Annotated in this window: 23 protein-coding genes and 1 pseudogene; 5 read left to right on the forward strand and 19 right to left on the reverse strand. The window is 65.4% G+C overall.

The features are described from left to right. Positions 1-4: 4 nt before the first annotated feature. The 6 genes and pseudogenes from HNP71_RS03950 to HNP71_RS03975 form a co-directional block, all read right to left on the reverse strand. Positions 5-1,012: a zinc-dependent alcohol dehydrogenase family protein gene (locus tag HNP71_RS03950; protein WP_183265566.1), complete on the reverse strand. Its 1,008-nt coding sequence runs from the start codon at positions 1,010-1,012 to the stop codon at positions 5-7. 24 nt (positions 1,013-1,036) lie between these two features. Further along, positions 1,037-1,855: an inositol monophosphatase family protein gene (locus HNP71_RS03955; RefSeq protein ID WP_183265567.1), complete on the reverse strand. Its 819-nt coding sequence runs from the start codon at positions 1,853-1,855 to the stop codon at positions 1,037-1,039. Continuing rightward, complete coding sequence (gene hflX, locus HNP71_RS03960) at positions 1,852-3,129, reverse strand: GTPase HflX (RefSeq protein WP_183265707.1); 1,278 nt, start codon at positions 3,127-3,129, stop codon at positions 1,852-1,854. Before hflX ends, HNP71_RS03955 begins: the two co-directional genes overlap by 4 nt. An 88-nt stretch (positions 3,130-3,217) precedes the next feature. After that, positions 3,218-3,463, reverse strand: a pseudogene (hfq, locus tag HNP71_RS03965) (RNA chaperone Hfq); the annotation flags it as partial. Between the two features lie 297 nt (positions 3,464-3,760). Next, positions 3,761-4,762 (reverse strand): lipid A deacylase LpxR family protein, encoded by a 1,002-nt coding sequence (locus HNP71_RS03970; protein ID WP_183265568.1) that lies wholly within the window; start codon positions 4,760-4,762, stop codon positions 3,761-3,763. 65 nt (positions 4,763-4,827) lie between these two features. Next, a complete protein-coding gene (locus HNP71_RS03975) occupies positions 4,828-5,496 on the reverse strand; it encodes a DsbA family oxidoreductase (protein ID WP_183265569.1) in 669 nt (222 codons plus the stop codon). A gap of 301 nt (positions 5,497-5,797) precedes the next feature. Between HNP71_RS03975 and HNP71_RS03980 the strand changes: the two genes are divergently transcribed. Then, positions 5,798-6,184 (forward strand): hypothetical protein, encoded by a 387-nt coding sequence (locus tag HNP71_RS03980; RefSeq protein WP_183265570.1) that lies wholly within the window; start codon positions 5,798-5,800, stop codon positions 6,182-6,184. A gap of 51 nt (positions 6,185-6,235) precedes the next feature. Here the strand turns inward: HNP71_RS03980 and HNP71_RS03985 are convergent, their stop codons facing one another. The 3 genes from HNP71_RS03985 to HNP71_RS14350 form a co-directional block, all read right to left on the reverse strand. Then, entirely contained in the window at positions 6,236-6,628 is a 393-nt protein-coding gene (locus HNP71_RS03985; protein WP_183265571.1) for a hypothetical protein, read from the reverse strand. 134 nt (positions 6,629-6,762) lie between these two features. Next, positions 6,763-7,377: a 30S ribosomal protein S4 gene (rpsD, locus tag HNP71_RS03990; RefSeq protein WP_183265572.1), complete on the reverse strand. Its 615-nt coding sequence runs from the start codon at positions 7,375-7,377 to the stop codon at positions 6,763-6,765. A gap of 115 nt (positions 7,378-7,492) precedes the next feature. Continuing rightward, positions 7,493-11,611, reverse strand: coding sequence for a Hint domain-containing protein (locus HNP71_RS14350; protein WP_183265573.1), 4,119 nt, complete (start codon positions 11,609-11,611; stop codon positions 7,493-7,495). Positions 11,612-11,750: 139 nt separating this feature from the next. Between HNP71_RS14350 and rnr the strand changes: the two genes are divergently transcribed. The 3 genes from rnr (at position 11,751) to rpmG (ending at position 15,761) form a co-directional block, all read left to right on the forward strand. Next, on the forward strand, positions 11,751-14,006 hold the full coding sequence (rnr, locus tag HNP71_RS04000; RefSeq protein ID WP_456304179.1) for a ribonuclease R: 2,256 nt from the start codon (positions 11,751-11,753) through the stop codon (positions 14,004-14,006). Then, on the forward strand, positions 14,003-15,526 hold the full coding sequence (locus HNP71_RS14355; protein ID WP_183265575.1) for a S41 family peptidase: 1,524 nt from the start codon (positions 14,003-14,005) through the stop codon (positions 15,524-15,526). Before rnr ends, HNP71_RS14355 begins: the two co-directional genes overlap by 4 nt. Positions 15,527-15,593: 67 nt before the next feature. Further along, positions 15,594-15,761 carry a 50S ribosomal protein L33 gene (gene rpmG / locus HNP71_RS04010; protein WP_048877824.1) on the forward strand — a complete coding sequence of 56 codons (168 nt, stop codon included), beginning with the start codon at positions 15,594-15,596 and terminating at the stop codon, positions 15,759-15,761. Positions 15,762-15,916: 155 nt separating this feature from the next. Here rpmG and thiL read toward each other — a convergent pair whose 3' ends face one another. From thiL to HNP71_RS04060, 10 genes are read right to left on the reverse strand one after another with little or no spacing between them, the layout of a single operon-like run. After that, positions 15,917-16,852, reverse strand: a complete 936-nt coding sequence (thiL, locus tag HNP71_RS04015; protein WP_183265576.1) for a thiamine-phosphate kinase — start codon at positions 16,850-16,852, stop codon at positions 15,917-15,919. Further along, the gene (gene nusB, locus HNP71_RS04020; RefSeq protein ID WP_183265577.1) at positions 16,852-17,328 is read right to left on the reverse strand and encodes a transcription antitermination factor NusB; all 477 of its coding nucleotides are present in this window, start codon (positions 17,326-17,328) and stop codon (positions 16,852-16,854) included. The genes thiL and nusB overlap by 1 nt, the downstream gene beginning before the upstream one ends. Next, a complete protein-coding gene (gene ribH, locus HNP71_RS04025) occupies positions 17,325-17,804 on the reverse strand; it encodes a 6,7-dimethyl-8-ribityllumazine synthase (protein ID WP_183265578.1) in 480 nt (159 codons plus the stop codon). Before ribH ends, nusB begins: the two co-directional genes overlap by 4 nt. Then, positions 17,801-18,922 (reverse strand): 3,4-dihydroxy-2-butanone-4-phosphate synthase, encoded by a 1,122-nt coding sequence (ribB, locus tag HNP71_RS04030; RefSeq protein WP_183265579.1) that lies wholly within the window; start codon positions 18,920-18,922, stop codon positions 17,801-17,803. Before ribB ends, ribH begins: the two co-directional genes overlap by 4 nt. Next, a complete protein-coding gene (locus tag HNP71_RS04035; protein ID WP_183265580.1) occupies positions 18,922-19,536 on the reverse strand; it encodes a riboflavin synthase in 615 nt (204 codons plus the stop codon). The genes ribB and HNP71_RS04035 overlap by 1 nt, the downstream gene beginning before the upstream one ends. After that, on the reverse strand, positions 19,537-20,637 hold the full coding sequence (ribD, locus tag HNP71_RS04040; RefSeq protein ID WP_343062201.1) for a bifunctional diaminohydroxyphosphoribosylaminopyrimidine deaminase/5-amino-6-(5-phosphoribosylamino)uracil reductase RibD: 1,101 nt from the start codon (positions 20,635-20,637) through the stop codon (positions 19,537-19,539). It abuts the gene before it with no gap. Beyond that, complete coding sequence (gene nrdR, locus HNP71_RS04045; RefSeq protein WP_183265581.1) at positions 20,624-21,106, reverse strand: transcriptional regulator NrdR; 483 nt, start codon at positions 21,104-21,106, stop codon at positions 20,624-20,626. Before nrdR ends, ribD begins: the two co-directional genes overlap by 14 nt. Positions 21,107-21,113: 7 nt before the next feature. After that, a complete protein-coding gene (gene glyA / locus HNP71_RS04050; protein ID WP_183265582.1) occupies positions 21,114-22,397 on the reverse strand; it encodes a serine hydroxymethyltransferase in 1,284 nt (427 codons plus the stop codon). Further along, on the reverse strand, positions 22,394-22,852 hold the full coding sequence (gene rpiB, locus HNP71_RS04055; protein WP_183265583.1) for a ribose 5-phosphate isomerase B: 459 nt from the start codon (positions 22,850-22,852) through the stop codon (positions 22,394-22,396). Before rpiB ends, glyA begins: the two co-directional genes overlap by 4 nt. A gap of 36 nt (positions 22,853-22,888) precedes the next feature. Next, a complete protein-coding gene (locus tag HNP71_RS04060) occupies positions 22,889-24,151 on the reverse strand; it encodes an NRAMP family divalent metal transporter (RefSeq protein ID WP_183265584.1) in 1,263 nt (420 codons plus the stop codon). Positions 24,152-24,382: 231 nt separating this feature from the next. Between HNP71_RS04060 and hemB the strand changes: the two genes are divergently transcribed. Next, positions 24,383-25,375, forward strand: a complete 993-nt coding sequence (gene hemB / locus HNP71_RS04065; RefSeq protein WP_183265585.1) for a porphobilinogen synthase — start codon at positions 24,383-24,385, stop codon at positions 25,373-25,375. Position 25,376 lies beyond the last annotated feature (1 nt).

Raw genomic sequence — 25,376 nt, forward strand, 5'->3', positions numbered from 1 at the left:
GTTTTTAAAACTCCAGGCAGATCTTGCCGAAATGCCTCCCCGACTTCTCGTGCTGGAAGGCGTTGGCAATATCCTCCAACGCAAACAGGCTGTCGATCACCGGGCGGATCCCGCTTGCCTCCATCCCGGCTACCATCTCCACCTGCTGGCGACGGTTGCCGACCACTATGCCCTGCAGCCTAGCCTGCTTCAGCATCAGCGCCGCGGTCGGCACCTCGCCGCCCCAGCCCGTCAGTACGCCGATCAGCGAGATATGCCCGCCAATCCGCACCGCCGTGATGGACTGCGCCAGCGTGCCCGGCCCGCCGACTTCCACAACATGGTCCACACCGCGCCCGCCTGTATAGTCGAGCACAGCACGCCCCCATTCCGGCGTGGTGCGGTAGTTGATGCCGTATTCCGCCCCCAGCGCCCGCAGCCGCTCCAGCTTTTCGTCCGAGGACGAAGTGGCGATCACATTCGCCCCCGCCGCCCGGGCAATCTGCAACGCGAACACCGACACACCGCCAGAGCCCAGCACCAGCACGGTCTCGCCGGGCTTGATCCGCCCCTCCACCACCAGCGCCCGCCAAGCGGTCAGCCCCGCCGTGGTCAGCGTCGCCGCCTCGGCATGGGTCCAACCGCGCGGGGCGTGGGTAAAGAACTGTGCCGGCACGGTCACGTATTCGCGGGCATAGCCGTCCACGCCGTCGCCCGGCGTGGTGGAGAAATCGCCGATCCTCGGCGCGCCATCCAGCCAGTGTGGAAAGAAACAGGAAACAACATGATCGCCCGGCTTGAACTCGCCCACGCCAGCGCCCACGGCCTGCACCACGCCTGCGCCATCGGCCATGGGGATGCGCCCCTCGGCGGTGGCAATGGCGCCAATGGCCACTGCGTAATCATGGTAATTCAGCGAACTGGCGTGCAGCCGGACCAATATCTCCCCCGGGCCGGGCGGCGATGGCGCGTCCATCTCGGTCAGGAGCAGGTTTTCCAGCCCCGCGGGTTGTTTGATCTTGATCGCCTTCATCTCGTTCCCCTCAAAAAGTCAGGGTCAGCGCAGCAGCGCCTCCGCCAGAGCCTCCCAACTGGGGGCGTCGGGGGCCAATAGCAACCCCCCACCGGTGTGCGAGGGGCGGTAATTCGAACCATCGAAATGCCGGGAATACCCGCCCGCCTCGCTGTGCAGTAGCCAGCCCGCGGCATGATCCCAGGGCATAAGCTTGCGGAACATCTGCACGTGGCAATGCCCGGCCGACAGCATACGATACTGATGCGCGGCACAGCGGTAATCGGTCACGGCGGCAAGCCGATCCAGCCGGTGCAGCACATGCGCGCGCAGCGGCTCCTCCATGTAGCGCCAGGACATCGAGCCGAACATCTGCTCCACCGGGGCCGGTTCGGCCACACGCAGGCGGCGGCGCGAACCATCCGCCGCTTCCAGCCACGCCCCCTGCCCGGCCAGCGCCACGGCGCAATCGTCGCTTATGGGGTCGAAGATAAACCCGGCCTTCACCTGATCCTCTTCCACCAACGCGGCCATCACACCGAATAGCGGCAGTTCGGCGGCAAAATTCGCGGTGCCGTCGATTGGGTCGACCACCCATACGCGCCCCGGCTCGGCCAGACGCTCCAGCTGGGCCGTACCTTCGGAAACCGCCTCCTCGCCGATCACGTCATCACCGGGGAACAGCGCCTTCAGCCCCGCGTTCAGCGCGCGCTCGGCGGCTTCGTCAGCCACCGTCACCGGATCCAGCGGCCCGGATTTATCGCGCACATCGCCGCGGCCCAGACGCTTGAAACGCGGCAGAATTTCCCGCCGCGAGACCTCGCGCAGCAGCGCGATGACGGCTTGTTCCTGCGCCGGGGTCACAGCGCCTCGAACCGCGCCTTGTCGACGCTGGACAGCCTGACGGTCAAATGCACGAACTCCTCGCTATCCTCGCGGGCCAGCACCTCGCCATGGCGGTAGGCCCAAGCGATCTTGGCACCATCGGCCACGGGGATTTGCAGCTCCACCACCTCCAGCCGGGAGGCCAGACGCTTGTCGATCTCCCCCAGCAGGCGCGGCAGTCCTTCCTCCGTCAGGGCCGAGACGGCAATCCCCTCGCCCTGCACCACATTCTCCACCCCGCCCAGCATGTCGGCCTTGTTCAGCACCTCCAGCGTGCGGTTAGGCCAGTCCTCGTCCAACGCGCCGTCCTTGGCCAAGCGGGCCAGCACGTTGCGCACGTCCTTGGCCTGGGCCTCGGTGTCGGGGTGGGAGACATCCCGCACATGCAGCAGCAGATCGGCCTCGGACACCTCCTCCAGCGTGGCGCGGAAGGCGGCGACCAGCTCGGTCGGCAGCTCGGAGATGAAGCCCACAGTATCGGAGAGGATGATGTTGCGCCCGGAGGGCAGCGTCAGCCCGCGCATGGTCGGGTCCAGCGTGGCGAAGAGCTGGTTCTCGGCCATCACGGTCGCACCGGTAAGCGCGTTGAACAGCGTGGACTTGCCCGCATTGGTGTAGCCGACCAGCGCCACAATGGGATACGGCACCTTCTTGCGCGCACCGCGATGCAGCCCGCGCGTGCGCCGCACCTCCTCAAGCTCCGCCTTGAGCCGCACGATGCGGTCGCCGATCAACCGGCGGTCCGCCTCGATCTGCGTCTCGCCCGGGCCACCGAGGAAGCCGAAGCCGCCACGCTGGCGCTCAAGGTGGGTCCAAGAGCGCACCAGCCGGGAGCGCTGATATTCCAGATGCGCAAGTTCGACCTGCAACGCGCCCTCTCGGGTACGCGCGCGGGCGCCGAAAATATCCAGGATCAGCCCCGTGCGGTCGATGACCTTGCACTTCCAGGCTTTTTCCAGGTTACGCTGCTGCACGGGCGTGAGCATGGCGTCCACCACCGCCACATCCACCTGCGCTCCGGCCAGGGCGGCGGCGGCAATCTCCACCTGCCCCTTGCCCAGCAGCGTGGCGGGGGTGAGGCTGCGCAGTTGAAATATCTGCTCATGCACAATGACAAGGCCAATGGAGGCGGCAAGGCCCACGGCCTCGGCCAGACGCGCCTCGGCCGAACGCGCCTGGTTACCCGTGCGCGCGGCCTCTTTGTCCCATGGCAACAGAATGGCCGCCCTGCTGGGCGGCGGTGCGGTCTCGATCAGCCTTCGGTTTCCGGATCGTATGCGGCTCAGGGTTACGCTGCAGCTTCAGCGTGCTGCCGCTGCTCCCCTCTGCCGGCGGCGGAGCGGCCCCCTCGGCACGGCTGGCGTCGAACAGCATGATCGGCGCGCCCGGCATCACGGTGCTGATGGCGTGCTTGTATACGAGCTGGGTATGCCCATCGCGGCGCAGGAGGACCGAGAAATTGTCGAACCAGGTGATGACACCTTGCAGCTTCACGCCGTTGACGAGAAACACCGTAACCGGCGTTTTGCTCTTACGCACGTGATTCAGGAATACATCCTGTACATTTTGCGTTTTTTCGTTGGCCACGGTGAATTCCTTATTCTTGTCGCCGTTATACGGCGATATCTGGGTTAATCTAGTACAAAAAGCCTGAAGTTTACGACGGCTGCGTGGCGCAACCCGACGATGCCTGAATTATATAGAAATTGTGCGCCGCGACAACAATTCCCCTCCCTCGGGGCTGCGCCGCGTTTTTCGCACAGCGCGAGGCAGTTGACGCCTTCCTGTGCAAAAACCCGCAAAAAACAGCCTTTTTTTCATGAAACAAGCGGCGCCCAGAAAGCGGCTGTGGATTTGACCAGTGCGCCGTTTTGAAACAGCGCGTTAGAAGGTGAAGCCCAGCGAGAACGATCCGTAGCCGTGGATCGTGCCTTCCTGGTGGTAGAAGCGGTTGGTCTGGAACACCTGGGTATAGGTGAACCGCACGCCGCGCCAGATCACCGTCGCCCCGGCCTCGAATGTACCGACGACACGGTACGGATCGACACCTCGGCTGCTCTGGAAGTCCGCCCCCTGGAGGATCTCGTCATGCCCCACCACCTTCGCGGCGGCGCTGCCGAACACATACCACACCACAGGCTGGGTCTGGTTAAAGGCATCGGCCCCCGAGGGCGCCGTAGCCAGCAGCGAGGGGCCGAAATCCGCGTCCAGCCCCTGGCCGAAGCGGAAGCCCAGAGCGGGTTGCACATAATCCTCGGTCAGCCCGCCCATGGCGGATATCTGCGGCAGCATGTCCGCTTCCATCCCATTGGAGAGATGCGTGACCGGCACGCGCCAGATGCGCGCGGCGGAGAAATCGATCGCCGGTTCGCTGGGCAGCTGATACGCCCAGCCATGCGTGCCGTTCTGGCTGATGACCGAATGGAAACCGTTCTGCACGATCTCGCCGCCCGCATCCCGCCCGATCACGCCAGCGCTCATCCCCAGCACGGTGCGGGTGTTCGGCGTGTCCTGGATCAGGCTCACCGTGGCCGCGAGATACCCGGCATAAGGCTCGTCATTCGGGTTGGGGTTGGTCAGCTTGGTATCATTTGGCGTGTAGAGCTGCTGGACCACGCCAACACTGATGCGCTGCGTCCCCTCGCCCAGCAAAGCGTGGCCGAAATCGGCCAGGAAATCGGGCACCTTTCCTTCCGGCGAGGTCCATCCCAGGTGAAAGCCGTTGACATAATACCTGTCGGTGGGCTGCGAGGTGCTAACCGAGGCATTTTCGTCCTGAAGGGTCCAGATCCCTGCGAATGGCGATGAGGACTGGGCTTGCGCGGGACTACTGAGGGCGAGCGCGGAGAATGAGCTGAACACGGCAAGGCACAGGGATGTCTTCATAGATCTCACAACCGGCGAGAAAATATTAGCGTAACCGGTTGTAACCTATGTGTCAGATAATGGAACTACCGATCCCGGCTCGTGCATAGCGCCAAATCGAGCAGCCGTTCCAGAACTTCGGTCTCCTGCGCGCCGGCGATGGCGTGCTCGCCGTCGATGACAAAACATGGCACGCCATTAATTCCCAAGCGATGAGCATGTAAGTTTTCGGCATGCACGGATTCCGTACCCTCGCCCGAGGCGAGGAAATCGATGACCTCCCCCACGTCCAGACCTAGCTGCGCGGCCAGCCCCGCAAGAACAGCATGGCTGCCAATATCCATCCCCTCGACGAAATGCGCCGCGAAAATCCGCTGCACAAGCTGGTCGGCAACGCCGTGTTTGGCACCCTCGCGCACCAGCCGGTGCGCATCCACCGAGCTTGGGGTACGGCGGATAGCGGTGAAGTTGAACTCGATCCCCTCGGCCGCGCCGAGATCGGCGATGGAGGCATAAAGCCGCCGCGCCCGGTCCTCGGCGCCGAATTTACGAATCATGTAATCTGCACGCGGCATTCCGCTGCGGGGCATGTCCGGATTCAGCAGGAACGGCCGCCAGCTGAGTTCGACATCAAGATCCTGCCGCCTTGCGAGTAGGAAGGAGAGACGCTTCACCCCCAGGTAACACCAGGGGCAGACGAAATCGAACACGACCTCGACAACCAGCCGCGCTGGACGGGGGGCGAGAATATTCATGGTAACGCAGCCTACCCCAAGCCAACGCCAGGGGCGAGAGGTTTCGCATGGCTGGCAAGCCATACATCTTTGCGCGCCCAGCCATCGGCGCTTGGCCTTGCCGCTGCAGTGCTGCGGCGCGATATGGCGCCCCATCCAAACAAGAGGCATAAAATGACGCTTGGTTGGACAAGGTTCGTTTTCAGCACTCCCATGGCCATGGCCGGACTGAAAGCATACAATATCAAACGAATATCGATGAATACAGAAAGCCGGGCCGCTCAGCATGCCCGCTGGACCGCCCCGCATTGGAGATTTCGACGTGAACCGCTTGAAAACCTTGAGCATTGTTCTGCTTGCCGCCACACTGCTGCCTTCCGGTGCCGCCCTGGCGCGCGAGGACAACCCCGCCAAGATCGCCGCCCCCGGCGACGGGCCGGTGGTCCACCTCTTCGGGCCGCAATCCGTGTTCAACAAGGTAGGCAATGTCGTGCCTCAACAGGCCCAGCCCCAGGACCAGACCGCCCCGGCCGTGAACTCCGCCGCCAGCGCCCCGGCTGACGCCGCCCCCGCAACCAACGCGGCCGTGACCTCCACCGACAGCAGCAGCACCGGCAGCGCCGGCGGCCTGCTGCACAGCATGTTCGTGACCGGCGACGGCACCCCGACCAGCGCCCGCCTTTCGCAGGGCCGTCCGGGCGCGCGCTAAAGCCCAAGGCGGGAGCGTTCAGCCATCAGGCCGAACGCTCCCGCACTCTGGTCAGTCCTGCGCGCGCAACTCGTCCGCGCGCCGCTCCAGATGCTTGGCGATGTCGTCCAGATGCCAAGCCTCGATGTCGTAGAACGTGACATAGCCACGCTTCTTCACGTCGATATCGCTGAAATGATCCGCCACTGGGTTCAACCCCGCGGCCTTGGCCTGCGCCAGGGTCAGATGCCCGTCGTGAGTGGTATTGGCGGCATAAAATTTCACCAACATATCCTCCGGCCCAAAGCCGCGATGCCCCTTGCCCCAGCCGCCCATCATGTCCGGGCCAGGACCAAAATCCTCGCCAGCCGGCGGCGGCGATGGAGGCTGGTTGGTGGTGGTGCTTTGCGCCAGGGCGAGGCCTGGCAGAAGCGCAATGCAGGAGGCAAGAAAAACGCGGCGCATAATGAAAACTCCTTGAGTTGAAGCGGCCCTGCTTTTTCTGCGCCGTGATTGTAACCTCAATGTCTCCTGCATGTGACAAACAAAAAAACGGCGCCCGAAGGCGCCGTTTTCCGTGTTCGGGGAATAAGCCCGAATTAGCGGGAGTAGAATTCCACCACCAGATGCGGTTCCATCTGCACCGGGTAGGGCACGTCCGCCAGCTTCGGCGCACGCAGGTACTTGCCCTTCATCGCACGGTGGTCGACCTCGACATATTCCGGCACATCGCGCTCGCCGCTCTGGGCGGCATCGAGCACCACGGCGAGCTGCTTTGACTTCTCGCGAATCTCGATCACGTCCTCGTTCTTCACCTGGTAGGACGGGATGTTCACCTTCTTGCCGTTAACCATCACGTGGCCATGGCTGACCAGCTGGCGGGAGGCGAACGGGGTAATGGCGAACTTCAGGCGGTACACGACCGCATCCAGACGGCGCTCGAGCAGCTCGATCAGGTTCTCCGAGGTGTCACCCTTACGGCGCACGGCTTCCTCGTAGTACTTGTAGAAGGCCTTCTCGGAGATGTTGCCGTAGTAGCCCTTGAGCTTCTGCTTGGCCATCAGCTGCACGCCGAAGTCGGACGGCTTCTTGCGGCGCTGGCCGTGCTGGCCCGGGCCATATTCACGCTTGTTGACCGGCGACTTCGCACGGCCCCACAGGTTAACGCCCAGGCGGCGGTTAATCTTATACTTGCTCTCTGTGCGCTTGGTCACGGCGCTGGTCCTTCTTGTTAAAATTCCGCCAGTAGTCCCCTCACCACAAAATGCAGTAAAGAGCGGGCGCGGGCGACCACCGCCCGTCCACGTTCCCGGCAACGAAGCGCCGCCCTTAAACCCCGGACCGCTGCGCGTCAACCGGCGGGCGCATCCAGCGTTGGGAAATCGCCTCCAGGGGCAGCAGAATCCGCCGCCGCGCGCGGTTGAGATGCAATTCCGCCCTCGCCCCCATCCAGCGCCCACCATCGCCCGGGGCGCAAGGCTGCCAGCCCTCGCCCAGAGTCGCCCCCTTCATCTCGCCCAGGCACAGGCTCAACGCGCGCCAATCCTCCGAGTCTGGGTTGGTCTCCGCCGGGGAGGTGGCGCCTGCCAGCAAGGTCAGGTGCTTCACCGGCTTGGCAAACTCCACACTGGCTTGGCGCCCATGCCCAGCGCGGGTAATTGCGGGGATCGCCGTCCCAGCAACGGAGAGCACGCGCAGTTGCGGCACGAAACCAGGAGAGAACCCGGCCGCGAGCGCAATTCCATGCAGCCGCCGCCGCACCGCCGCCAGCCGCGCCCCGGTGGTGACGTTCGGCGCACATGGCTGCGCCGCTGGGCTACGCCGCCCCATCTCGTGGTACAACGCACCTCGATTGCCGGCGCAGAAATAGGACTCACACTCCAGCCCCTCGGCCAGCAGAATGTCGTGCCGGTCCAGCTCGACATGATAATAAGTCGCCGCCGCCGCGCGCTCGCGGAGGATGGTCGCCCCGTTCACCAGATGAGTAACGGGAATTAGCACGCCATTGGCATACACGCAGTGCAGCGGGGAGAGGCGCAGTATGCGCCGAGGCCTGCCGGGGCCGAACGCGCCGGGCATAATCAGCACTGGCAGGGCGTTGCGCGCCCGGGCTGGGCCGAGATCCAGCGTCCGCCACCCAACCCAGCGCACCGGGCGGCGCTCGCCCGAGGCGGTGATCAACGGATCTCCGGGGCGTAGTTCCTCCACCGGGCGGTAGCCGCTGGGCGAGAGTAGCCGCGTGCCGCGGGCGAAACAGGGCATCTCCCCGCCAAGCGTAAGCAGCGCGCCACCCGCATTGTCCGAGACGATGCTCACCGCAGACTGCCCCGCCACCGTCTGTACCGCGAAGGCGGTGACGGTATTGCCCAGCGTATCGAGCACCGAAACCGTACCGCCTGCGCAACTCACCAGGCTCGGGGCGACGCCGACCAGATCCACCACATCGCCGCCGGTCATATTGGCGATGCCCGAAATCCCGGACGCCGCGTCGTCCAGCACCAGCTCTGCGCTCGTTCCGGCAAAGCTCACCGCCGCCCCGCTCACCGCCCCGTTCAGCTCCAGCGCGGCACTGCTGCCCACCTCCAGCATCCCGGCATTGGCGATGCTCCCCGCCAGGATCAGCCGCCCTCCCAGCGCCTCGATGGTGCCTGTATCCGCAATCCCCGTCGCCAGCACGCCATAGCCGATTAGCCCGCCGGAGAAGCTCGCGGCCGTGACCGCGCCGCCAACCAGCACCACGGAAGCGCTCAAGTTGGACGCCACGGACACATGCCCAGCCACGGCCATCGCCCCGGCATCGGCCAGCGTGCCCGCCGTCAGCATGCCTCCAAGCCCAACGGAAATCCCCGCCCCGGCCTCGGCCGTCATCCCCCCGCTCACGCCGAGCAGCGCCGTACCATCCAGCACCAGCATCCCCGCGCCATCATAGCTGGCGGCACTCAGCGTCGCGTCGTTCTCCAGCGTCATGCCACCGGCATTGCTAACCGCCCCCAGTAACGCCGCTGCCGTGCCATAGGCCAGCAGCGTTCCCGCGCTGCCCAGCGTTGCGCCACCCAGCTTGGCCGCGCCTCCGATGTCGAACACCCCGCCAGCCAGCGCCAAACCTCCCGAAGCGGTTAGCGCGCCGGTCACCACCGCCTCGCTGGCGCCGGTAAGAGTAACATTGCCACTGACGGAAAACGCCGTGCCCAACACCGCCAGCGTACCGGCGCTGAGCGTCACATCGGCACCCAGCACAGCGGTGGCGCCGGCACCGAAGATCGCTTCCCCGCCGCCTTGCACCAGCAGCGCGGTGCCGGAATAACCGCTGGCTTCCAGCAGATTCTCGAACTCCACCGTCCCGGAAACCGCGATGCCACTCACCGCCTGCGCCGCCGTCACCTGCGTCAGGCCAGTGGCGGGGCCATAGCTCTCCATCCCGGCGGCGCCGACGGCGGTGATAAATACCTGCTCATTTAACCCCGCCAGCAGCCCGGTACCGCCGGTAAAAGTCAGCGCGTCGCTTACCCCGGTGCCGGTATAAGTGAGCCCCTCCAGCTCGGCGTTCAGCGCCTGCACATTTGCCCCGGTCAGCGTCAACGTCGCCGAAGGCACCAGCGTGCCCAGGCTCAAACCGCCATTCGCCACGGCGACGGTCATGGCTAGGCTCTGCGCCGCCGTGCCGGTCAATTCCAGGTTCAACCCCAGCAGAGGCTGCGCCACCCCGGCACTGGCCTCCAACACTGTCGCGCTGCTCACCGTCGGGGCGGTGGGGCGCAGGTAGATTACGCCATCACCTTGTGCATCCACCCCGGCGGCGGCGGAATAACCGGTCGGGATGGCAGCATGGATCGTGTAGGTCTGGGTATTGCCGTTCCCGTTGACACCCATAACGGAAAAGGAGGTCTGGCTGACGTTGTAGACGCTGAAGCCGCTGAGCCCGGGGAAGATCAGCTCGTCGCCCGGCGTGAAGCCGGTAATGGCGCCCGAGAACAGTTCCGGCCCGGTGATAACGAACGCGCCCCCCGCACCGCCCAGCGTTCCGGCATAGCCACCGCTCACGGGTATCGCCCCGTTATTGCCCAGGAAACTAAGGGTAACAGAGCTGCCTATGGTGAGCGGCGTGGTGTTGAACATGCCATAAAGCGAAGAATCCTCGCCCAGCACCATCACACCGCCAGCCGCCACCTCCAGCTGGGTGCCGCCGGTGATCAGCCCGGCATCGACTTCCAGCGTTTCCCCGCCCAGCGCCAGGATGGTACCCAGCCCGACGATCTTCCCAGCAGCGTAGAAATTCCCCACCGAGAGCGTGCCAGCCCCCTCCAGCACCGCGCCCGAGGCTAGCGAGAGCCCCTGCGCGTAATCACTCCCCAGCCCCGCGCCCAGAGTGAAGCCCTCGGCGAATTCCAGCAGCGCGCCGCTGTTCATCTGCACCGGTCCGGCCACGGTCCCGTCCGCCGCCAGCAGTGTGCCTGTTTCCACCAACGTGGCGGCGTCGATCAGCCCGAAATCCAGGCTGGTGCCACCCAAGGTGAGCGTATCATAGGGCACCTCCAGCGCCGCGCCGGGCGCGATGCTCGTCCCCGAAGCCAGCGTCACATTGCCCAGCACGGCAATTGCGCCGCTCACCTCCAGCGCCCCGGATGGCGCGGCGCCCCCCGTGATCAGCGTATCCGCCCCAGCGGCATAAGTGCCGCTGGGCGCCGCCGTGCCCACGGTGTTGAGGTAGATGTTCCCATAGGTCACCGCGCGCGGCAGCACACCATTCAGGTTCCACAGCGTGTAGTCCAGATGCTGCCCGCCGCTCACGGTCGGCCCGGCAAAATCCAACCCCGCCAGCAGCGTGTTGAGCGTACCAATCTCGTCGGCGGTGAAGGATAGTTCGATCGTCCCGGTGCCGATGCCGCTCGCCTCGATGCCGCTCATCCCGGTCAGCCCCGGCAGGAGCAGCACGCCCCGCGCCACCGAGAGGGTAAGGCTCAGCGTTTCCTCCTGCCCCAGCCCCATCGCGGCCAGCCCTTGGGCGATGGGGTCGGACAGCAGCAGATCCGGCAACGTGGTGAGCGAGTTTGGGCTCAGCGTGACGATCTTCGCCGGGTTGATGAAAGCCGGGCCGGTGCCGGCCACCACATCCACCACGATGTCGCTCTGCGCCGCCAGCGCCAGCGGATCGCTCGCGGCCAGGGTAATGATATCGGTGCTGGCGCTACCCGGTTCGGTGAGCTGCAAACCGGCCAAAGCGGCGTTCACCTGCGCCGCGCTGCCACTCAGCGTAATCGCGTTGCCCGAGAGCGCTCCCGCACTCAGCACCGCGCCCGCCTTCCCAGCCTGGAGCGTCACGGTGAGCGTGCCTCCGGTGGGGGCATTCACCGTAATGCCGGGCGGCAAATCCCGCAGCGATGACAGTGTGGCATTGCCGGCCAGCACGGTCAGAGTCGCGGGCGCGGAGATGTTGAGCCGGCTGGTCACGGCCGGAACCTATACAATCTTAACAATTAATCAACGGTAACAAAGCAACCTTTGGGTGTAATTGCCGCGCCGAAAATTCTCCCCCCGCCGGGCATGGTCCTGTAACGGTTCCAGCCCCATACTGTGCCTCATGAAAACCGTGCACAAAAAGCCCCGCGCCAAAGCCGCCAAACCCGCCAAAGCGGCAGCCGCCCCGGCGCTGCCAAGCCGCGACTCGGTGAAGCAGTTCCTGGCCGAGGCCGGGCAGAATGTGCATTTCCGCGACGTGGCGCGCGCCTTCTCGGTCAAGACCGAGGACCGCAAGGCCCTGCGCGGGATCATGAAATCGCTGGAGGTCTCCGGCGATGCCGAACGCGCCGGGCGCAAGCGCTTCACCGAGGCCGGGCGCCTGCCCGAGAGCGCGCTGGTGGAGGTTACCGGCATCGACCGTGACGGCGAGGCCCTGGCCCGTCCGGTGGTGTGGGACGGCCCAGGCCGCCCGCCGATCATCTTCATGCACGCCGAGGCCAAAGGGCAGGCCGCACTCGCCCCCGGCGCGCGGGTACTGGCCAAGCTCAGGCGCGTCGGGCCGGACAAATACGAGGGCCGCACCATCAAGCGCATCGCCGAGCAGGCTGGCAGCATCGTCGGCGTGTTCCACGTCACGCCGCATGGCGGGCGGATCGAGCCCACCGACCGGCGGCAAAAAACGGAATGGATCGTTCCCGAAGGCGAGACCATGCACGCGCAGGAGGGCGAGATCGTCCGCGCCGAGCCCCTGCCCGGCCGCGTCTTTGGTCCCAAGCCCGCGCGCGTGACGGAGAAACTCGGCAGCATCAACGATGCCCGCTCCGTCAGCCTCATCGCCATCGCCCAGCACGGCATCCCCATGGATTTCACCGACGGCGCTCTGAAAGACGCCGAAAAGGCCAAGCCGGTGCCGCTGGGCAAGCGCACCGACCTGCGGGAATTGCCACTCATCACCATCGACGGGCACGACGCCCGCGACTACGACGACGCCGTGTTCGCCGAGAAGGTGGAGCATGGCTACCGGCTGATCGTGGCCATTGCCGACGTGGCGCATTACGTGAAGCCCGGCTCACCGCTGGACCGCTGCGCCCGCGAGCGCGGCAATAGCTGCTACTTCCCCGATCGCGTGGTGCCGATGCTGCCCGAGGCGCTCTCCAACGGGCTGTGCTCCCTCAAGCCGGACGAAGACCGGGGCTGCCTGTTCGTGGAGATGCACATCAACGTCCACGGCCATAAGCAGAGCCACAAGTTCGGGCGCGGACTGATGCGCTCGGCCGCGCGCAAGACCTATGAGCAGATCCAGGCCGAGTTCGAGCAGAGCCCGGAGAACCACGCCAACCTCTTCGCCGCCTATTTCGCCCTGCTCCAGGCCCGGCACGCGCGCGGCACGCTGGATCTCGACCTGCCCGAACGCAAAGTGGTGCTGGGCGAGGACGGACAGGTGCAAAGCGTCGCCCCCCGCCCGCGCCTGGACAGCCACAAGCTGATCGAGGAGTTCATGATCCTCGCCAATGTCTGCGCCGCGGAGGAGCTTGAACGCCTGAGCATGCCTTGCATGTACCGCGTGCACGCCCCGCCCGCCCCCGAGAAGCTCGACCGCCTGCGCAACTTCCTGCACACGCTGGACATCTCGCTCAAGCCCGGCGACTCGCTGCACCCGCGCGACCTCGACCATATCCTCAAGCTGGTGGCGGACACGCCCTCCGCCTCGCTGGTCAACGAGACAATGCTACGCGCCCAGTCCCAGGCCGAGTACTCGCCTGACAATATTGGGCATTTCGGCCTCGCGCTCAGCCGCTACGCGCATTTCACCTCGCCCATCCGCCGTTATGCGGATTTGCTGGTGCACCGCGCCCTCATCACCGGGCTGAAGCTGGGCAATGACGGTCTCTCGCCCGAGGACATCGCCGGTTTCGCCATCACGGCGGAGCAAATTTCCGGCACCGAACGCCGCGCCGCCCTGGCCGAGCGCGATTCGGCCGACCGTTACCTTGCGCTGTATTTGCAACACCGCATTGGAGAGTTGTTCTCAGGCCGGGTTTCGGGGGTGACGAAGTTCGGTTTATTCGTCACTCTAATAGAGAGTGGTGCGAGCGGTTTCTTGAGTATGGCGTCTTTGCCGGATGATCACTGGATCTTCGATGAGGCTACCCAGACTCTGTCCGGACGCCGGAGCCGCCATGTATTCTCTCTGGCACAACCTATCGACGTTCGGCTCAACGAGGCCCGGCCCGTGACCGGCGGCCTGCTGTTCGGAATGGCGGAATCCATCCCCGGCCTTGGCACGGCGCGGCGTGGTAAAACGGCGCAGGCCAAACCCGGAAAGACCAAACCCGGCAAGGTGAAGCCCAGCAAGCCCAAGCAAAAGCAGAAGCGGCACAGGTGAGGCGCGCGACTCTCCTCATTGTCGTGTGTCTTTGCGGCGGTCTGTGGACCCGCGTGGCCGATGCCGCGACCGTTGGCTTCGACTCTGCCACCGCCGGGGCCGTATGGTCCGCCGCCCTCACCTATATCGCCCCGCGCTCGCTACAGGCGCTCACCGTGCCGCAAATGACGATCTGGGGCCTCAACGGCCTCGCGGCGCTGGACCCGGATTTGAACGCCACGCTGCAGGATGGACAGGTGCGCCTATATGGCCCCAACGCGCTGCTGCTGGCCGTCGCCGCCCCGCAAGCTGGCGACACCGCCGGCTGGGGCAAGGTGGCCGCCCAGGTGGCCGCCGCGGCCTACGCCGCCTCCCCGGCCTTGCAGCAGGCTGGCACGCAGGAAATCGTCAGCAGCTTCTTCGACGAGCTGTTCAACCATTTCGACCCCTATTCCCGTTACGAGGCACCCGAGATCGCGGCGCAGAACCAACTGATGATCATGGGGCTCGCGGGCACCGGCCTCACCTTCGCGGCCAAATCCGGCCATGTCATCATCAGCGACGTGGCGGCTGAAAGCCCGGCCGAGAATGCTGGGCTGCTGCCGGGCATGACCGTGCTCTCGGTGAATGGGCGCTCGGCCTATCCCGGCGCGGTGGACGGGCTGAACTCGGCCATGAGTGGCATTGCAGGCAGCAATGTCACCCTCTCGGTGCAAGACGCCTCGGACGGCCCGCCCGCCACCCAGCAGGTCACGCTCACACGCGGCTTCATCCCGCCGCAGACGGTGTTCACCGAACCCTCGCCCGCCCCCGGCGTGGTGGCGCTCAAGATCAGCGCCTTCAACAAGGGCACGGCCACGCAGTTCGGCGCCGCCTTAGCCTCGCTGTTGGCACAGAGCCCCGCCCCCGCCGGGCTGGTGCTGGATCTGCGCGGGAATCGCGGCGGCGTGCTGCGCCAGGCCGTGCTGGTGGCGGATTCGCTGCTGCCCTCAGGGATGATCGTGCAAACCGTGGGGCGCGACCCGGATGCCGACCAGAGCTTCAAGGCCGAGGGCTCGGACCTGACAAACGGCGCGCCACTGGTGGTGCTGGTGGACGGGCAGACAGCCAGCGCCGCCGAGATCCTGGCCGCCGCCCTGGCCGATAACGGCCGCGCCGTGGTCATCGGCTCCGAGACGCTGGGCAAGGGTCTGGTGCAGACACTCACCTCCCTGCCCGATGGCGGAGAGCTCTACGTCACTTGGAGCCGCGTTCTTGCCCCGCGCGGCTGGCCGCTGCAAAGCCTGGGCGTGATGCCGCAGATCTGCACCAGCCTGGGGCCGCAAATACTCCAGACCGAGCTGGCGGCGCTGGACCAGGGCCGCAACCTGCAGGCCAAGCCCCTGGCCGCCGCCCGCGCCATGCGCGCCCCCACCGACATGGACGACGTGCTGCGCATCCGCAATTTCTGTCCGGCCGATATCGGCTCGGATCTCGACCTCACCGCCGCCGCTCATGTATTGTCCTCACCGGCGGCGTATCAGGCAGCTTTGCTGCGCTAGAGGGCAAACCACACTTGACGAAACCTCTTTATCTGCGCCATACGGCGCGCTCTGGAGATTCTTAATCATGGCAAAGTCTAACGTCGTTCAAATCAAGCTCGTTTCCACCGCGGACACTGGTTACTTCTACGTAACCAAGAAGAATGCGCGCGCCCAGACCCAGAAACTGGAGCTGAACAAGTACGATCCTGTCGTGCGCAAGCACGTCAAGTTCAAGGAAGCGAAGATCAAGTAAGCGCCTCGGCGCTTCCGCTTTCTTGCGGCAATCCACCCCCGGAGCCATCGGCTGCGGGGGTTTTTGCGCGTTTCAAAAATGTCTCTGATAGACGCAGCTTTTAAAAAAAGCCGCGCCAAAAACTTCGGTTCATTAACCGGTTTCTGGTTAAGCAGCTAAAAATGCTTCCAGCCCAGTGACTTGAGCGGGATTTCATCCCCCAACACAGCACATACCCGCACACCGGCGCCAGGCTCGAATACGCCGATCTTCGTCACCGCTACGGCACCACAGGCGGCCCGCAGCGCCTCGTCCTTGCCGGGCGGCACGGCCAAGATCAACTCGTAATCATCCCCGCCAGTCAGGCGCGCTTGCAACACCGAATCGCCCAACGCCGCAGCCTCGGGCGAGACCGGAACCAGAGAGGCCTCGATAACCGCCCCAAGCCCCGATTCTTCGGCAATATGGGCCAAGTCCTGCACCAGCCCGTCCGACACATCGATAGCCGCCGTCACCAGCCCCGCCAGAGCCAACCCGACGCGCGGCTCCGGCAGCAGGGAACGGCGTATGAAAAAGCCTGTGGGGTCCTCGCGCTGGCCAAGCCGCGCCTGCAAGCCCAGCACCGCATCGCCGATAGTGCCCGTCACCCAGATCTCGTCCCCTGCCCTGGCCCCATTGCGGCGCAGCGCAGCTCCTGGCGCCACCGTACCCAGCAGCGTGGCGGTAAGTGAGATTTCATGCAGTGAGGAGGACGAATCCCCGCCCAGCAATTTCAGGCCAAACGCCTTCTGGTCCTGCGCCAGCCCGGCCGCGAATCCGGCCAGCCAATCCTCGGAAAGTACCGCGGGCAGCGCCGTTGTCAGCAAATAGCCCAGCGGCACCGCCCCCATGGCGGCAAGGTCGGAGAGGTTGCGGCGCAGCAGTTTGCGAGCGATGAGCGCGGGATCGTCGCCGGGGAGGAAATGCACCCCCTCCAGCATCTGGTCCACGGTGAGCACTAGCTCCCGCCCCTGCGGCGGGGCAAGCACGGCGGCGTCATCCTTCAGCCCCAGCCCAGCTTCTCCCGCCAATGGCGCAAAATACCGCGCGATACGGGAGAACTCGTCGGGCATCAGCTCGCCTGGGGGAATTCCGCCGGGCGCAGCAGATGCGCCAGACGGTCCAGCACGCCATTGAGCATGCGCGGCTCGTCGCCGGAGAAGAAGCCGTGGGCGACGTCCATATACTCGTTGATGACCACCTTGGCAGGCGGACCGTCGCTCAGCCACAGCTCTGCCCCGCCAGCGCGCAGGGCCGCGCGCAGCACCGGGTCCAGCCGGTTCATCGGCCAGCTTTCCGGCAAAGCGCCCACGATCATGCCATCCACCGTGTCCTGCTGTTCCGTGGCTGTGCGGACGATGCGCGCGAAGAGCGGCACGTCAGCGGCGGGCAGACGTCCCTCCTCCACCCCGCCGCTGCCCGGCGGGTCGCCGATCCGGTGGCGGACGAACTGGTCGATCACGGTCTCGCCGCTCTGGCTGGCATGTTCAGCCTGATAGAGCGCCTGCACGGCGGCAACACGCGCCAGGGTACGGGGACGCGCACTCATGCCGCCAACTCCCTCTTCAGGACAATTTGTTTGAGGCAGGCGACGGCAGCCTCGGCACCCTTGTTGGAACCGGTCTCATGGCTGCGGGCCAAGGCCTGTTCCAGCGTGTCCACTGTGAGCAGCGCCGTGCCTACGCAAAGCGCGTGGCTGGTGGCGACGCGTAGGATCGCATCCATGGAAGAGGCGCAGATGAATTCGTAATGGTCGGTCTCGCCACGCACCACGCAGCCCAGCAGCACGTAGCCGTCGAACTTCTGGCCCGAAGCGGCGGCAATGGCCAAAGCCTGTGCCAGCTCATAGGCACCGCCGACCTCGATGACCTGCACCGTGGCCGAAGCCTGCGCAAAGATGGCTTTGGCGGCTTGCAACATGCCGTCCACCACCTGGCGGTAATAGGGCGCGCTGATGACCAGGATGCTGGGCGCGGGGCCGGGCACGGCGGGGGCGATGGCGTCGGGCGCGTCGGCGGTGCTCATGCCTCACCCCCGATCTGGCGCTGCTCGACCACGTTTAGGCCATAGCCCTCCAGCCCCACGATGTGGCGCTTGTGGTTGGAGAGTAGGATCATGTTCTTCACCCCGAGGTCGAGCAGGATCTGCGCACCGATGCCGTAATCGCGCAGGCCGGAGGCGGGCGGCGTCCCCTCCATCAGGGCGCGGATGCCAGCCGACATCGCCGCCTTGCGCTGCTCGCGCACGATCACCACCACGCCACGCCCGGCCTCGGCGATCTGCGCCATGGCACCGTGCAGGGTGTTGAGATGACCGGTCCCCAGCACGTCGGCGATCAGGTCCATGCCATGCATGCGCACCAGAACCGGCTCATCGCCAGAGATGTCGCCTTTCACCAGCGCCAGATGCTCGATGCCGTCCACCTTGCTTTCGAAGGCAATCATCTTCCAGCTCTGCCCGTCCGCCGCGGTGATGTTGCCCTGCTCCACGCGCTTAACCAGCCGCTCATTGGTGCGGCGGTAGGCGATGAGGTCAGCGATGGTGCCGAGCTTGAGGTTATGGCGCTGGGCGAAGGCCACGAGGTCCGGCAGGCGGGACATGGTGCCATCGTCGTTTATGATCTCGCAGATCACGCCGGCCGGGATCAGCCCTGCCAAACGGGCGATGTCCACCGAGGCTTCTGTGTGCCCGGCGCGAATCAGCGTGCCGCCCTCGCGCGCCATCAGCGGGAAGATATGGCCTGGGGAGACGATGTCGTTACGGCCCATCTCCGGGTTGATCGCCACCGCTATGGTGCGGGCGCGGTCAGCCGCCGAAATGCCGGTAGTGACCCCCTCCTTCGCCTCGATGGAAACGGTGAAGGCCGTCTCATGGCGGGTGCCGTTGGCCTGGGTCATCAGCGGCAGACCCAGCACCTCGCAGCGAGATTTGGTCATGGCCAGGCAGACCAGCCCACGCGCGTGCTTGATCATAAAATTGATCGCATCCGGGGTGGCGAACTGCGCGGGGATGACGAGGTCGCCCTCGTTCTCGCGGTCCTCGTCATCCACCAGGATGAAGATGCGCCCCGCCCGCGCTTCCTCGATGATCTCGGAAGCCGGGGAGATGTAGTCGTGCAGAGTGGATGTCTTGAGGCCTTGCATTACGCGTCCTTGAAACTGAGCTGGCGGGCGACATAGCGCGCCAGCATGTCGATTTCCACATTCACCGCATCTCCTACCTGCAAGGTGTGGAAATTGGTATGGGCGGCAGTGTGGGGAATGATATTGATGCCGAAGGTCAGGCCTTCAACCTCGTTGACCGTGAGAGACACGCCATTGATGGCGATACTGCCCTTGGGCGCGACATAGGGGGCCAGCTCCGGCGGCAGGCGGAACACCCAGCGCGTGGAGCCGTTCTCCGGCGTGGCGGAGACGATTTCGGCGAGGCCATCGACATGGCCGGAGACCAGATGGCCGCCGATCTCGTCGCCCAGACGCAGCGAGCCTTCGAGGTTGATCTTCGCGCCCGGCTTCCAGGCGCTCAGCGTGGTTTTGGAGAGGGTTTCCGCCGAGACCTCGACGGCGAACCAGTCCTCGCCAGCCTCGACGACGGTGAGGCACACGCCCGAGCAGGCGATGGAGGCGCCGAGCGCCTTGTCAGCGCCCTTCCAGGCGGCGTTGTCCGGCGTGGCGATGACGAAGCGGGCATCCTTGCCCCCGCCCAGCGGCTGCACTTCGCGCACGGTACCGACGCCGGTAATCAATCCGGTGAACATTTAGACGACCTTCCTGAAATTGGTAAGCACGTCCTGCCCCCATTGCTGGCGCGAAACCGCACGGAAACGGGGCATGTCCTCGAGCTTGGTGATGCCGAAGGCCTGGGCGCCAGGCCAGCCATCGCCGCCCATCACGGCGGGGGCGTGGAACCAGGAAAGACGGTCCACCAGCCGGGCGCGGAGCATGCTGGAGGCAATCGACGCGCCGCCCTCGACCATCACACGGGTGAGGCCATGCTTGGCCAATGCCTGCATGCCCGCCACGAGATCCACCCCGATGGTGCTGGGCGGCAGCTGGATCAGCTTGACCCCGACACTTTCCAGCGCCTTGGCACGGAGCTTGTCCGCGCCGTCCCGGTGCAAAATCCAGAGCGGGTGCTGGGCGGCACCGCGGACCAGCTTGGAGAGCAGCGGCGTGCGCAGATGGCTGTCCACCACGATGCGCACTAGTGGCGCGGCGCGGAAACCGTCGAGCCGGCATGTCAGTTCCGGGTCATCGGCCAGCACGGTGCCGACGCCAGCCAGCACCGCATCATGCCGCCCGCGCATGGCATGGACCGCGCGGCGCGCCTCGGGGCCGGTGATCCATTGAGATTCGCCCTTGGCGGTGGCGATCCGGCCATCCAGCGTGGTCGCGAGCTTCAGGCGGACGAGCGGCCGCCCCAGGCGCTGCACCATGGCGAAACCTTCCGTCACCGCCTCGCATTCCGCGCGCAGCACGCCCTCGGTCACCTCGATTCCCGCCGCGCGCAGCCGGGCGATTCCCGCGCCATTCACCTTGGGATGCGGGTCGGTGGCGCCAACGACCACGCGCTTGATACCAGCCGAGATTAACGCCTCAGTGCAAGCACCTGACTTTCCGGCAAAGCTGCACGGCTCCAGCGTGACGTAAGCGGTTGCGCCGCGTGCCGCCTCGCCCGCCGCGTTGAGCGCCACAACCTCGGCATGCGGCCGCCCGCCCGGGGCGGTGGTACCTCGCCCGACGACCCTGCCATCCTTGACGATGACGCAGCCGACGGAGGGGTTGGGGGCCGTCTGCCCCAGGCCGCGCCGCGCCAGGGACAGGGCGGCATGCATATGCACCGCGTCAGTCATCGCCATGCTTCTCCGTGGCCAGGGGAGCGCCATCCATTCCACCCAGGAATTCCTCGAAATCACGGGCTTCGCGGAAATCGCGATACACGGAGGCGAAGCGGACATAGGCCACGGCATCGACGGCCTTGAGCGCATCCATCACCGCCTCGCCGATCTGTTCACTCTTGATCTCGCTATCGCCGCTCGCCTCCAGCTTGCGGACGATCCCATTGACGATGCGTTCCTGCCGCTCCTCATCCACCGGACGCTTGTTCAGCGCCACGCGGATGGAGCGGGCCAGCTTGTCACGGTCGAAGGCCGCACGGCGGCCATCGGCCTTGAGAACCACCAACTCGCGCAGCTGCACCCGTTCCACGGTGGTGAAGCGTTGACCGCAGGCCGAGCAGAACCGGCGGCGGCGGATGGCGCTGCCGTCATCCGTGGGCCGGCTGTCTTTTACCTGCGTGTCGGATTCACCGCAGAACGGGCAGCGCATGCCGGATTTACCGGTAGATGGGGAAGCGCGCGCAGAGCGCCTTCACCCGTTCGCCAACGGCGGCCTCGGCGGCCTCGTTGGTGCCGTCGTTGGACTTGGCCAGACCGTCCAGCACCTCACCGATCATCAGGCCGATCTCCTTGAACTCGGCCTCGGCGAAGCCACGCGTGGTGGCGGCCGGGGTGCCGAGGCGGATGCCGGAGGTGATGGCAGGCTTGGCCGGGTCGAACGGGATGGCGTTCTTGTTGGCGGTGATGTGCGCGCGCTCCAGCGAGGCTTCAGCCGCCTTGCCGGTGGTGTTCTTGGGGCGCAGATCGACCAGCATCAGGTGGCTATCCGTACCGCCGGTAACGATGGCGAGCCCCTGCTCCACCAGCGTGGCGGCCAGGGTCTTGGCGTTGGCCACGACCTGCTTCTGGTAGGCCACGAATTCCGGGGTCAGCGCCTCGCCAAAGGCCACGGCCTTGCCGGCGATGACATGCATCAGCGGGCCGCCCTGCAGGCCGGGGAAGATCGCGGAGTTGATCTTCTTGGCGATGTCCTCGTGGTTCGTCAGCACCATGCCGCCACGCGGGCCGCGCAGGGTCTTATGCGTGGTGGTGGTGACGACATGCGCGTGCGGCAGCGGGTTGGGGAAAATGCCCGCGGCGACGAGACCGGCGAAATGCGCCATGTCGACCATGAAATACGCGCCCACTTCATCCGCGATGGCGCGGAAGCGTGCGAAGTCGATAAAACGGGGATAGGCGGAGCCGCCGGCGATGATCAGCTTGGGCTTGTGCTCGCGGGCCAAGCGCTCCAGCTCCTCGTAGTCGAGCAGGCCGTCCTCTCGGCGCACGCCGTACTGCACCGCGTTGAACCACTTGCCGGACATGTTGGGCGCGGCGCCATGGGTGAGATGCCCGCCAGCGGCCAGGGACATGCCCAGAATGGTGTCGCCCGGCTGGATGAGGGCGAGGAACACCGACTGGTTGGCCTGGGAGCCGGAATTGGCCTGCACATTGGCAAAGCCAGCGCTGAAGATCTTCTTGGCGCGCTCGATGGCCAGGGTCTCCACCTCATCCGAGGGGCCACAGCCACCGTAATAGCGCTTGCCGGGGTAACCTTCGGCGTATTTGTTGGTGAACACCGAGCCCTGCGCGGCCAGCACGGCGGCGGAGACGATGTTCTCGGAGGCGATCAACTCGATGCCGTCCTGCTCACGGCCCAGTTCACGGCCGATGATCGCGGCGATCTCGGGGTCGGTCTCGGTGAGCGGGGCGGAGAAAAAGCGCGAGAGGGTCTGCGTCATGGCGTGTTTTCCGTGGTCTGGTTAATTTTGGCGAGACGGCGTTCATGGCGGCCGCCCTCGAATTTGGTCGTCAGGAAGGTGTGGAGAATGTCGAGCGCCACTTCCTCACCGGTGATGCGGGCGCCGAGGGCAAGCACGTTGGCGTCGTTATGCTGGCGTGTCAGGCGCGCGGTGGTGACGTCATGCACCAGGGCGCAGCGGATCGCGGGGTTGCGGTTGGCGGCGATGCTCATGCCGATGCCGGTGCCGCAGACCAGGATGCCGAAATCGGCGCGCTTCTCCGCCACGGCACCGCAAACGGCGTGGGCGAAATCGGGATAATCGACGCTTTCCGAGCCATCGGTGCCGAAATCCAGCAACTGATGACCAGCCTCGGCCAGCACAACGGCCAGCCGCTTCTTCAGGTTCACGCCACCATGGTCGGCCCCCAGGGCCAGGATCAAAGAACGAGTCATGCCGACCCCTTATCACGCAGGGACGGGCAAAGGGAACTAGCCGAGAAACAGTCCGCCGATGCCGCCCAGAACACCAAAGGCGCAGGTGATGGCACACACCCCGAAGACAACCCACATGTACCAGCCTTTGAGGCGCTGGGCCTCGGGCAGTGTGACCATGGCAAGGCGCACGAGGAAGCCCAGCACCACCGGCAGCAGCAGCGCGTTCATCACCTGCACGCCCACGTTCAGGCTGATCAGATTGGGGACCAGCCCCACCACCAGCGCCCCGCCAATGACGCAGACCGCGTACACGCCGTAGAACCATTTAGCCTTGAGCGGGTGATATTCGAGCGAACGGCGGTAGCCAGCAACCTCTCCCAAGCCCCAGGCCAAAGCCAGCGAGGCGACAATGGCCGCGACAAGCCCCGCCCCCAACACGCCGAAGGCGAACACCACCTTGCCGAATTCGGCGCCGAGATAGGGCGTCATGGCGAGGCTCATCTGCCCGACCGTGGAAAGGCTGGCCTGTGGCGCATGTGGACGGATGGAAGCGGCGGCGGCGATGAGCACCGCGGCCATCACCAACTGGGTGACGACGGCGCCGATGCCCGTATCCCAGCGCGCTGCGTGGAAATGCTCGGCCTGGAGGCGTTTATCGGCCACGGCGGATTGCTGGTAGAAGACCATCCACGGCATGATCACCGCGCCGATATTGGCCGCGACGAGATATTCGTAGCTCGCGTTGAACACCGGAGGGTGCAGCGACTCGGTGGCCATCAGTCCGAGATCTGGATGCGCCGCCCAGGCGACGAAGAAAAACGCCAGCTCGAACAGCCCCACCGCAATGGCGACGCGCTCGACGCGCCGGTATGAGCCGGTAACGACGATCCCAAGCAGCGCCGCCGCCGCCAGCGGCAGAGAGACATAATGCGGGATACCAAAAAGATCGCCCACGCCGGCCACGCCAGAGAATTCGGTGAGCAGCGCGCCGATGGTGGCCACCGCCAGTCCCGAAGCCGAGAACCAGGCCCAGCCGGGGCCAAAGGCCTCGCGGATCAGCTCGCCATGCCCCTTGCCGGTGAAGATGCCAAGCCGGACGGTGAGCTCCTGCACCACATAGAGCACCGGCATGAGGAGGAACTGCGGCAGCAACAGCTTGTAGCCCCACTGCACGCCGCTCTGCCCGGCGGTGATGATGGAGCCAACATCGGTATCGGCCAGCATAACGACGATGCCGGGGCCGAATACGGCCATGAGCATGGCCCAGCCGGGCAGCCCGCAACGCGGGGCAGCCTGCGGCTTGATTACGCTTGACATTTTGGAGTCCGCCCCCTGATCCTGAGACTGCAATTCGTTCTCACTTTTTAAGTCTGCGAATAGTTTTCAGTGGCTGCTTCGGACCGATCATTGATCTGGATCAATGTCCGGCACATTCCCGCACCTCAGCCGCAACTGACAATTATTCTCAATTCAAAACGCAGCTAGCGCCGCATGGTTTGGGCTGTCAACTGCCTCGCACTGCCTGCGGAACCGGGGTAGAATAGCGCCATGACAATGCAAAGCTTCCCCCTCACCCGCCTGCGCCGCAACCGCTTCGATGACGCCACACGCCGCCTGGTGGCCGAGAACCGTTTGTCAGTCGATGATCTGATCTGGCCGATCTTCATCCGCGAGGGAGGCGGCGAGCCGACTGAAATCTCGGCCATGCCGGGTGTGTTCCGCAGCGGGCTGGATGGTTTGGCCAAGCATGTGGAGGAGGCGGCCAAGCTCGGCATCCCTGCCCTGGCGCTGTTCCCCGCCACGCCTGCCGAGAAGAAGAACGCGCAAGGCACCGAGGCGCTGAACCCGGAAAATCTGATGTGCAAAGCCGCGCGGCTGCTCAAGCGCGAATTCCCGCAAATGGCCCTGCTCGGCGATGTCGCGCTCGACCCCTATACCGATCACGGGCATGACGGCCTCCTGGTGGATGGTTACGTCGCCAACGATGAAAGCGTGGAAGTCCTCGTGCAGCAGGCCGTGAACCAGGCCGAGGCGGGGATCGACATCATCGCGCCCTCCGACATGATGGACGGACGCATCGGCGAGATCCGCATGGCGCTGGACGAGGCCGGGCTCATCAACACCCGCATCATGAGCTACGCGGCAAAATATGCCTCGGCCTTCTACGGCCCGTTCCGCGATGCCATCGGCTCCTCCGGCGCGTTGAAGGGCGACAAGAAAACCTACCAGATGAACCCGGCCAATTCCGACGAGGCGCTGCGCGAGGTGGCCATGGACATCGCCGAGGGCGCGGACATGGTGATGGTGAAGCCGGGCATGCCGTATCTGGACATCATCCGCCGGGTGAAGGACCGCTTCGAGATGCCGGTCTTCGCCTATCAGGTCTCGGGCGAGTACTCGATGATCATGGCCGCCGTGCGCAATGGCTGGCTCGACCACGACAAGGCCGTGCTGGAGAGCCTGCTCGCCTTCAAGCGCGCCGGATGCTCAGGCGTGCTGAGCTATTTCGCCGTGCACGCGGCCAAGCTGCTGGAGGGCTGAC

The organism is Acidocella aromatica (assembly GCF_014201825.1).
Taxonomy (GTDB): Bacteria; Pseudomonadota; Alphaproteobacteria; order Acetobacterales; family Acetobacteraceae; genus Acidocella; species Acidocella aromatica.

Bases quoted from the DNA above. Each gene is read 5' to 3' on its own strand.
- HNP71_RS03950 (WP_183265566.1), bottom strand. From the start codon at position 1,012: ATGAAGGCGATCAAGATCAAACAACCCGCGGGGCTGGAAAACCTGCTC.
- HNP71_RS03970 (WP_183265568.1), bottom strand. From the start codon at position 4,762: ATGAAGACATCCCTGTGCCTTGCCGTGTTCAGCTCATTCTCCGCGCTC.
- HNP71_RS03975 (WP_183265569.1), bottom strand. From the start codon at position 5,496: ATGAATATTCTCGCCCCCCGTCCAGCGCGGCTGGTTGTCGAGGTCGTG.
- HNP71_RS03985 (WP_183265571.1), bottom strand. From the start codon at position 6,628: ATGCGCCGCGTTTTTCTTGCCTCCTGCATTGCGCTTCTGCCAGGCCTC.
- rpmG (WP_048877824.1), top strand. From the start codon at position 15,594: ATGGCAAAGTCTAACGTCGTTCAAATCAAGCTCGTTTCCACCGCGGAC.
- thiL (WP_183265576.1), bottom strand. From the start codon at position 16,852: ATGCCCGACGAGTTCTCCCGTATCGCGCGGTATTTTGCGCCATTGGCG.
- nusB (WP_183265577.1), bottom strand. From the start codon at position 17,328: ATGAGTGCGCGTCCCCGTACCCTGGCGCGTGTTGCCGCCGTGCAGGCG.
- ribH (WP_183265578.1), bottom strand. From the start codon at position 17,804: ATGAGCACCGCCGACGCGCCCGACGCCATCGCCCCCGCCGTGCCCGGC.
- ribB (WP_183265579.1), bottom strand. From the start codon at position 18,922: ATGCAAGGCCTCAAGACATCCACTCTGCACGACTACATCTCCCCGGCT.
- HNP71_RS04035 (WP_183265580.1), bottom strand. From the start codon at position 19,536: ATGTTCACCGGATTGATTACCGGCGTCGGTACCGTGCGCGAAGTGCAG.
- ribD (WP_343062201.1), bottom strand. From the start codon at position 20,637: ATGGCGATGACTGACGCGGTGCATATGCATGCCGCCCTGTCCCTGGCG.
- nrdR (WP_183265581.1), bottom strand. From the start codon at position 21,106: ATGCGCTGCCCGTTCTGCGGTGAATCCGACACGCAGGTAAAAGACAGC.
- glyA (WP_183265582.1), bottom strand. From the start codon at position 22,397: ATGACGCAGACCCTCTCGCGCTTTTTCTCCGCCCCGCTCACCGAGACC.
- rpiB (WP_183265583.1), bottom strand. From the start codon at position 22,852: ATGACTCGTTCTTTGATCCTGGCCCTGGGGGCCGACCATGGTGGCGTG.
- HNP71_RS04060 (WP_183265584.1), bottom strand. From the start codon at position 24,151: ATGTCAAGCGTAATCAAGCCGCAGGCTGCCCCGCGTTGCGGGCTGCCC.
- hemB (WP_183265585.1), top strand. From the start codon at position 24,383: ATGACAATGCAAAGCTTCCCCCTCACCCGCCTGCGCCGCAACCGCTTC.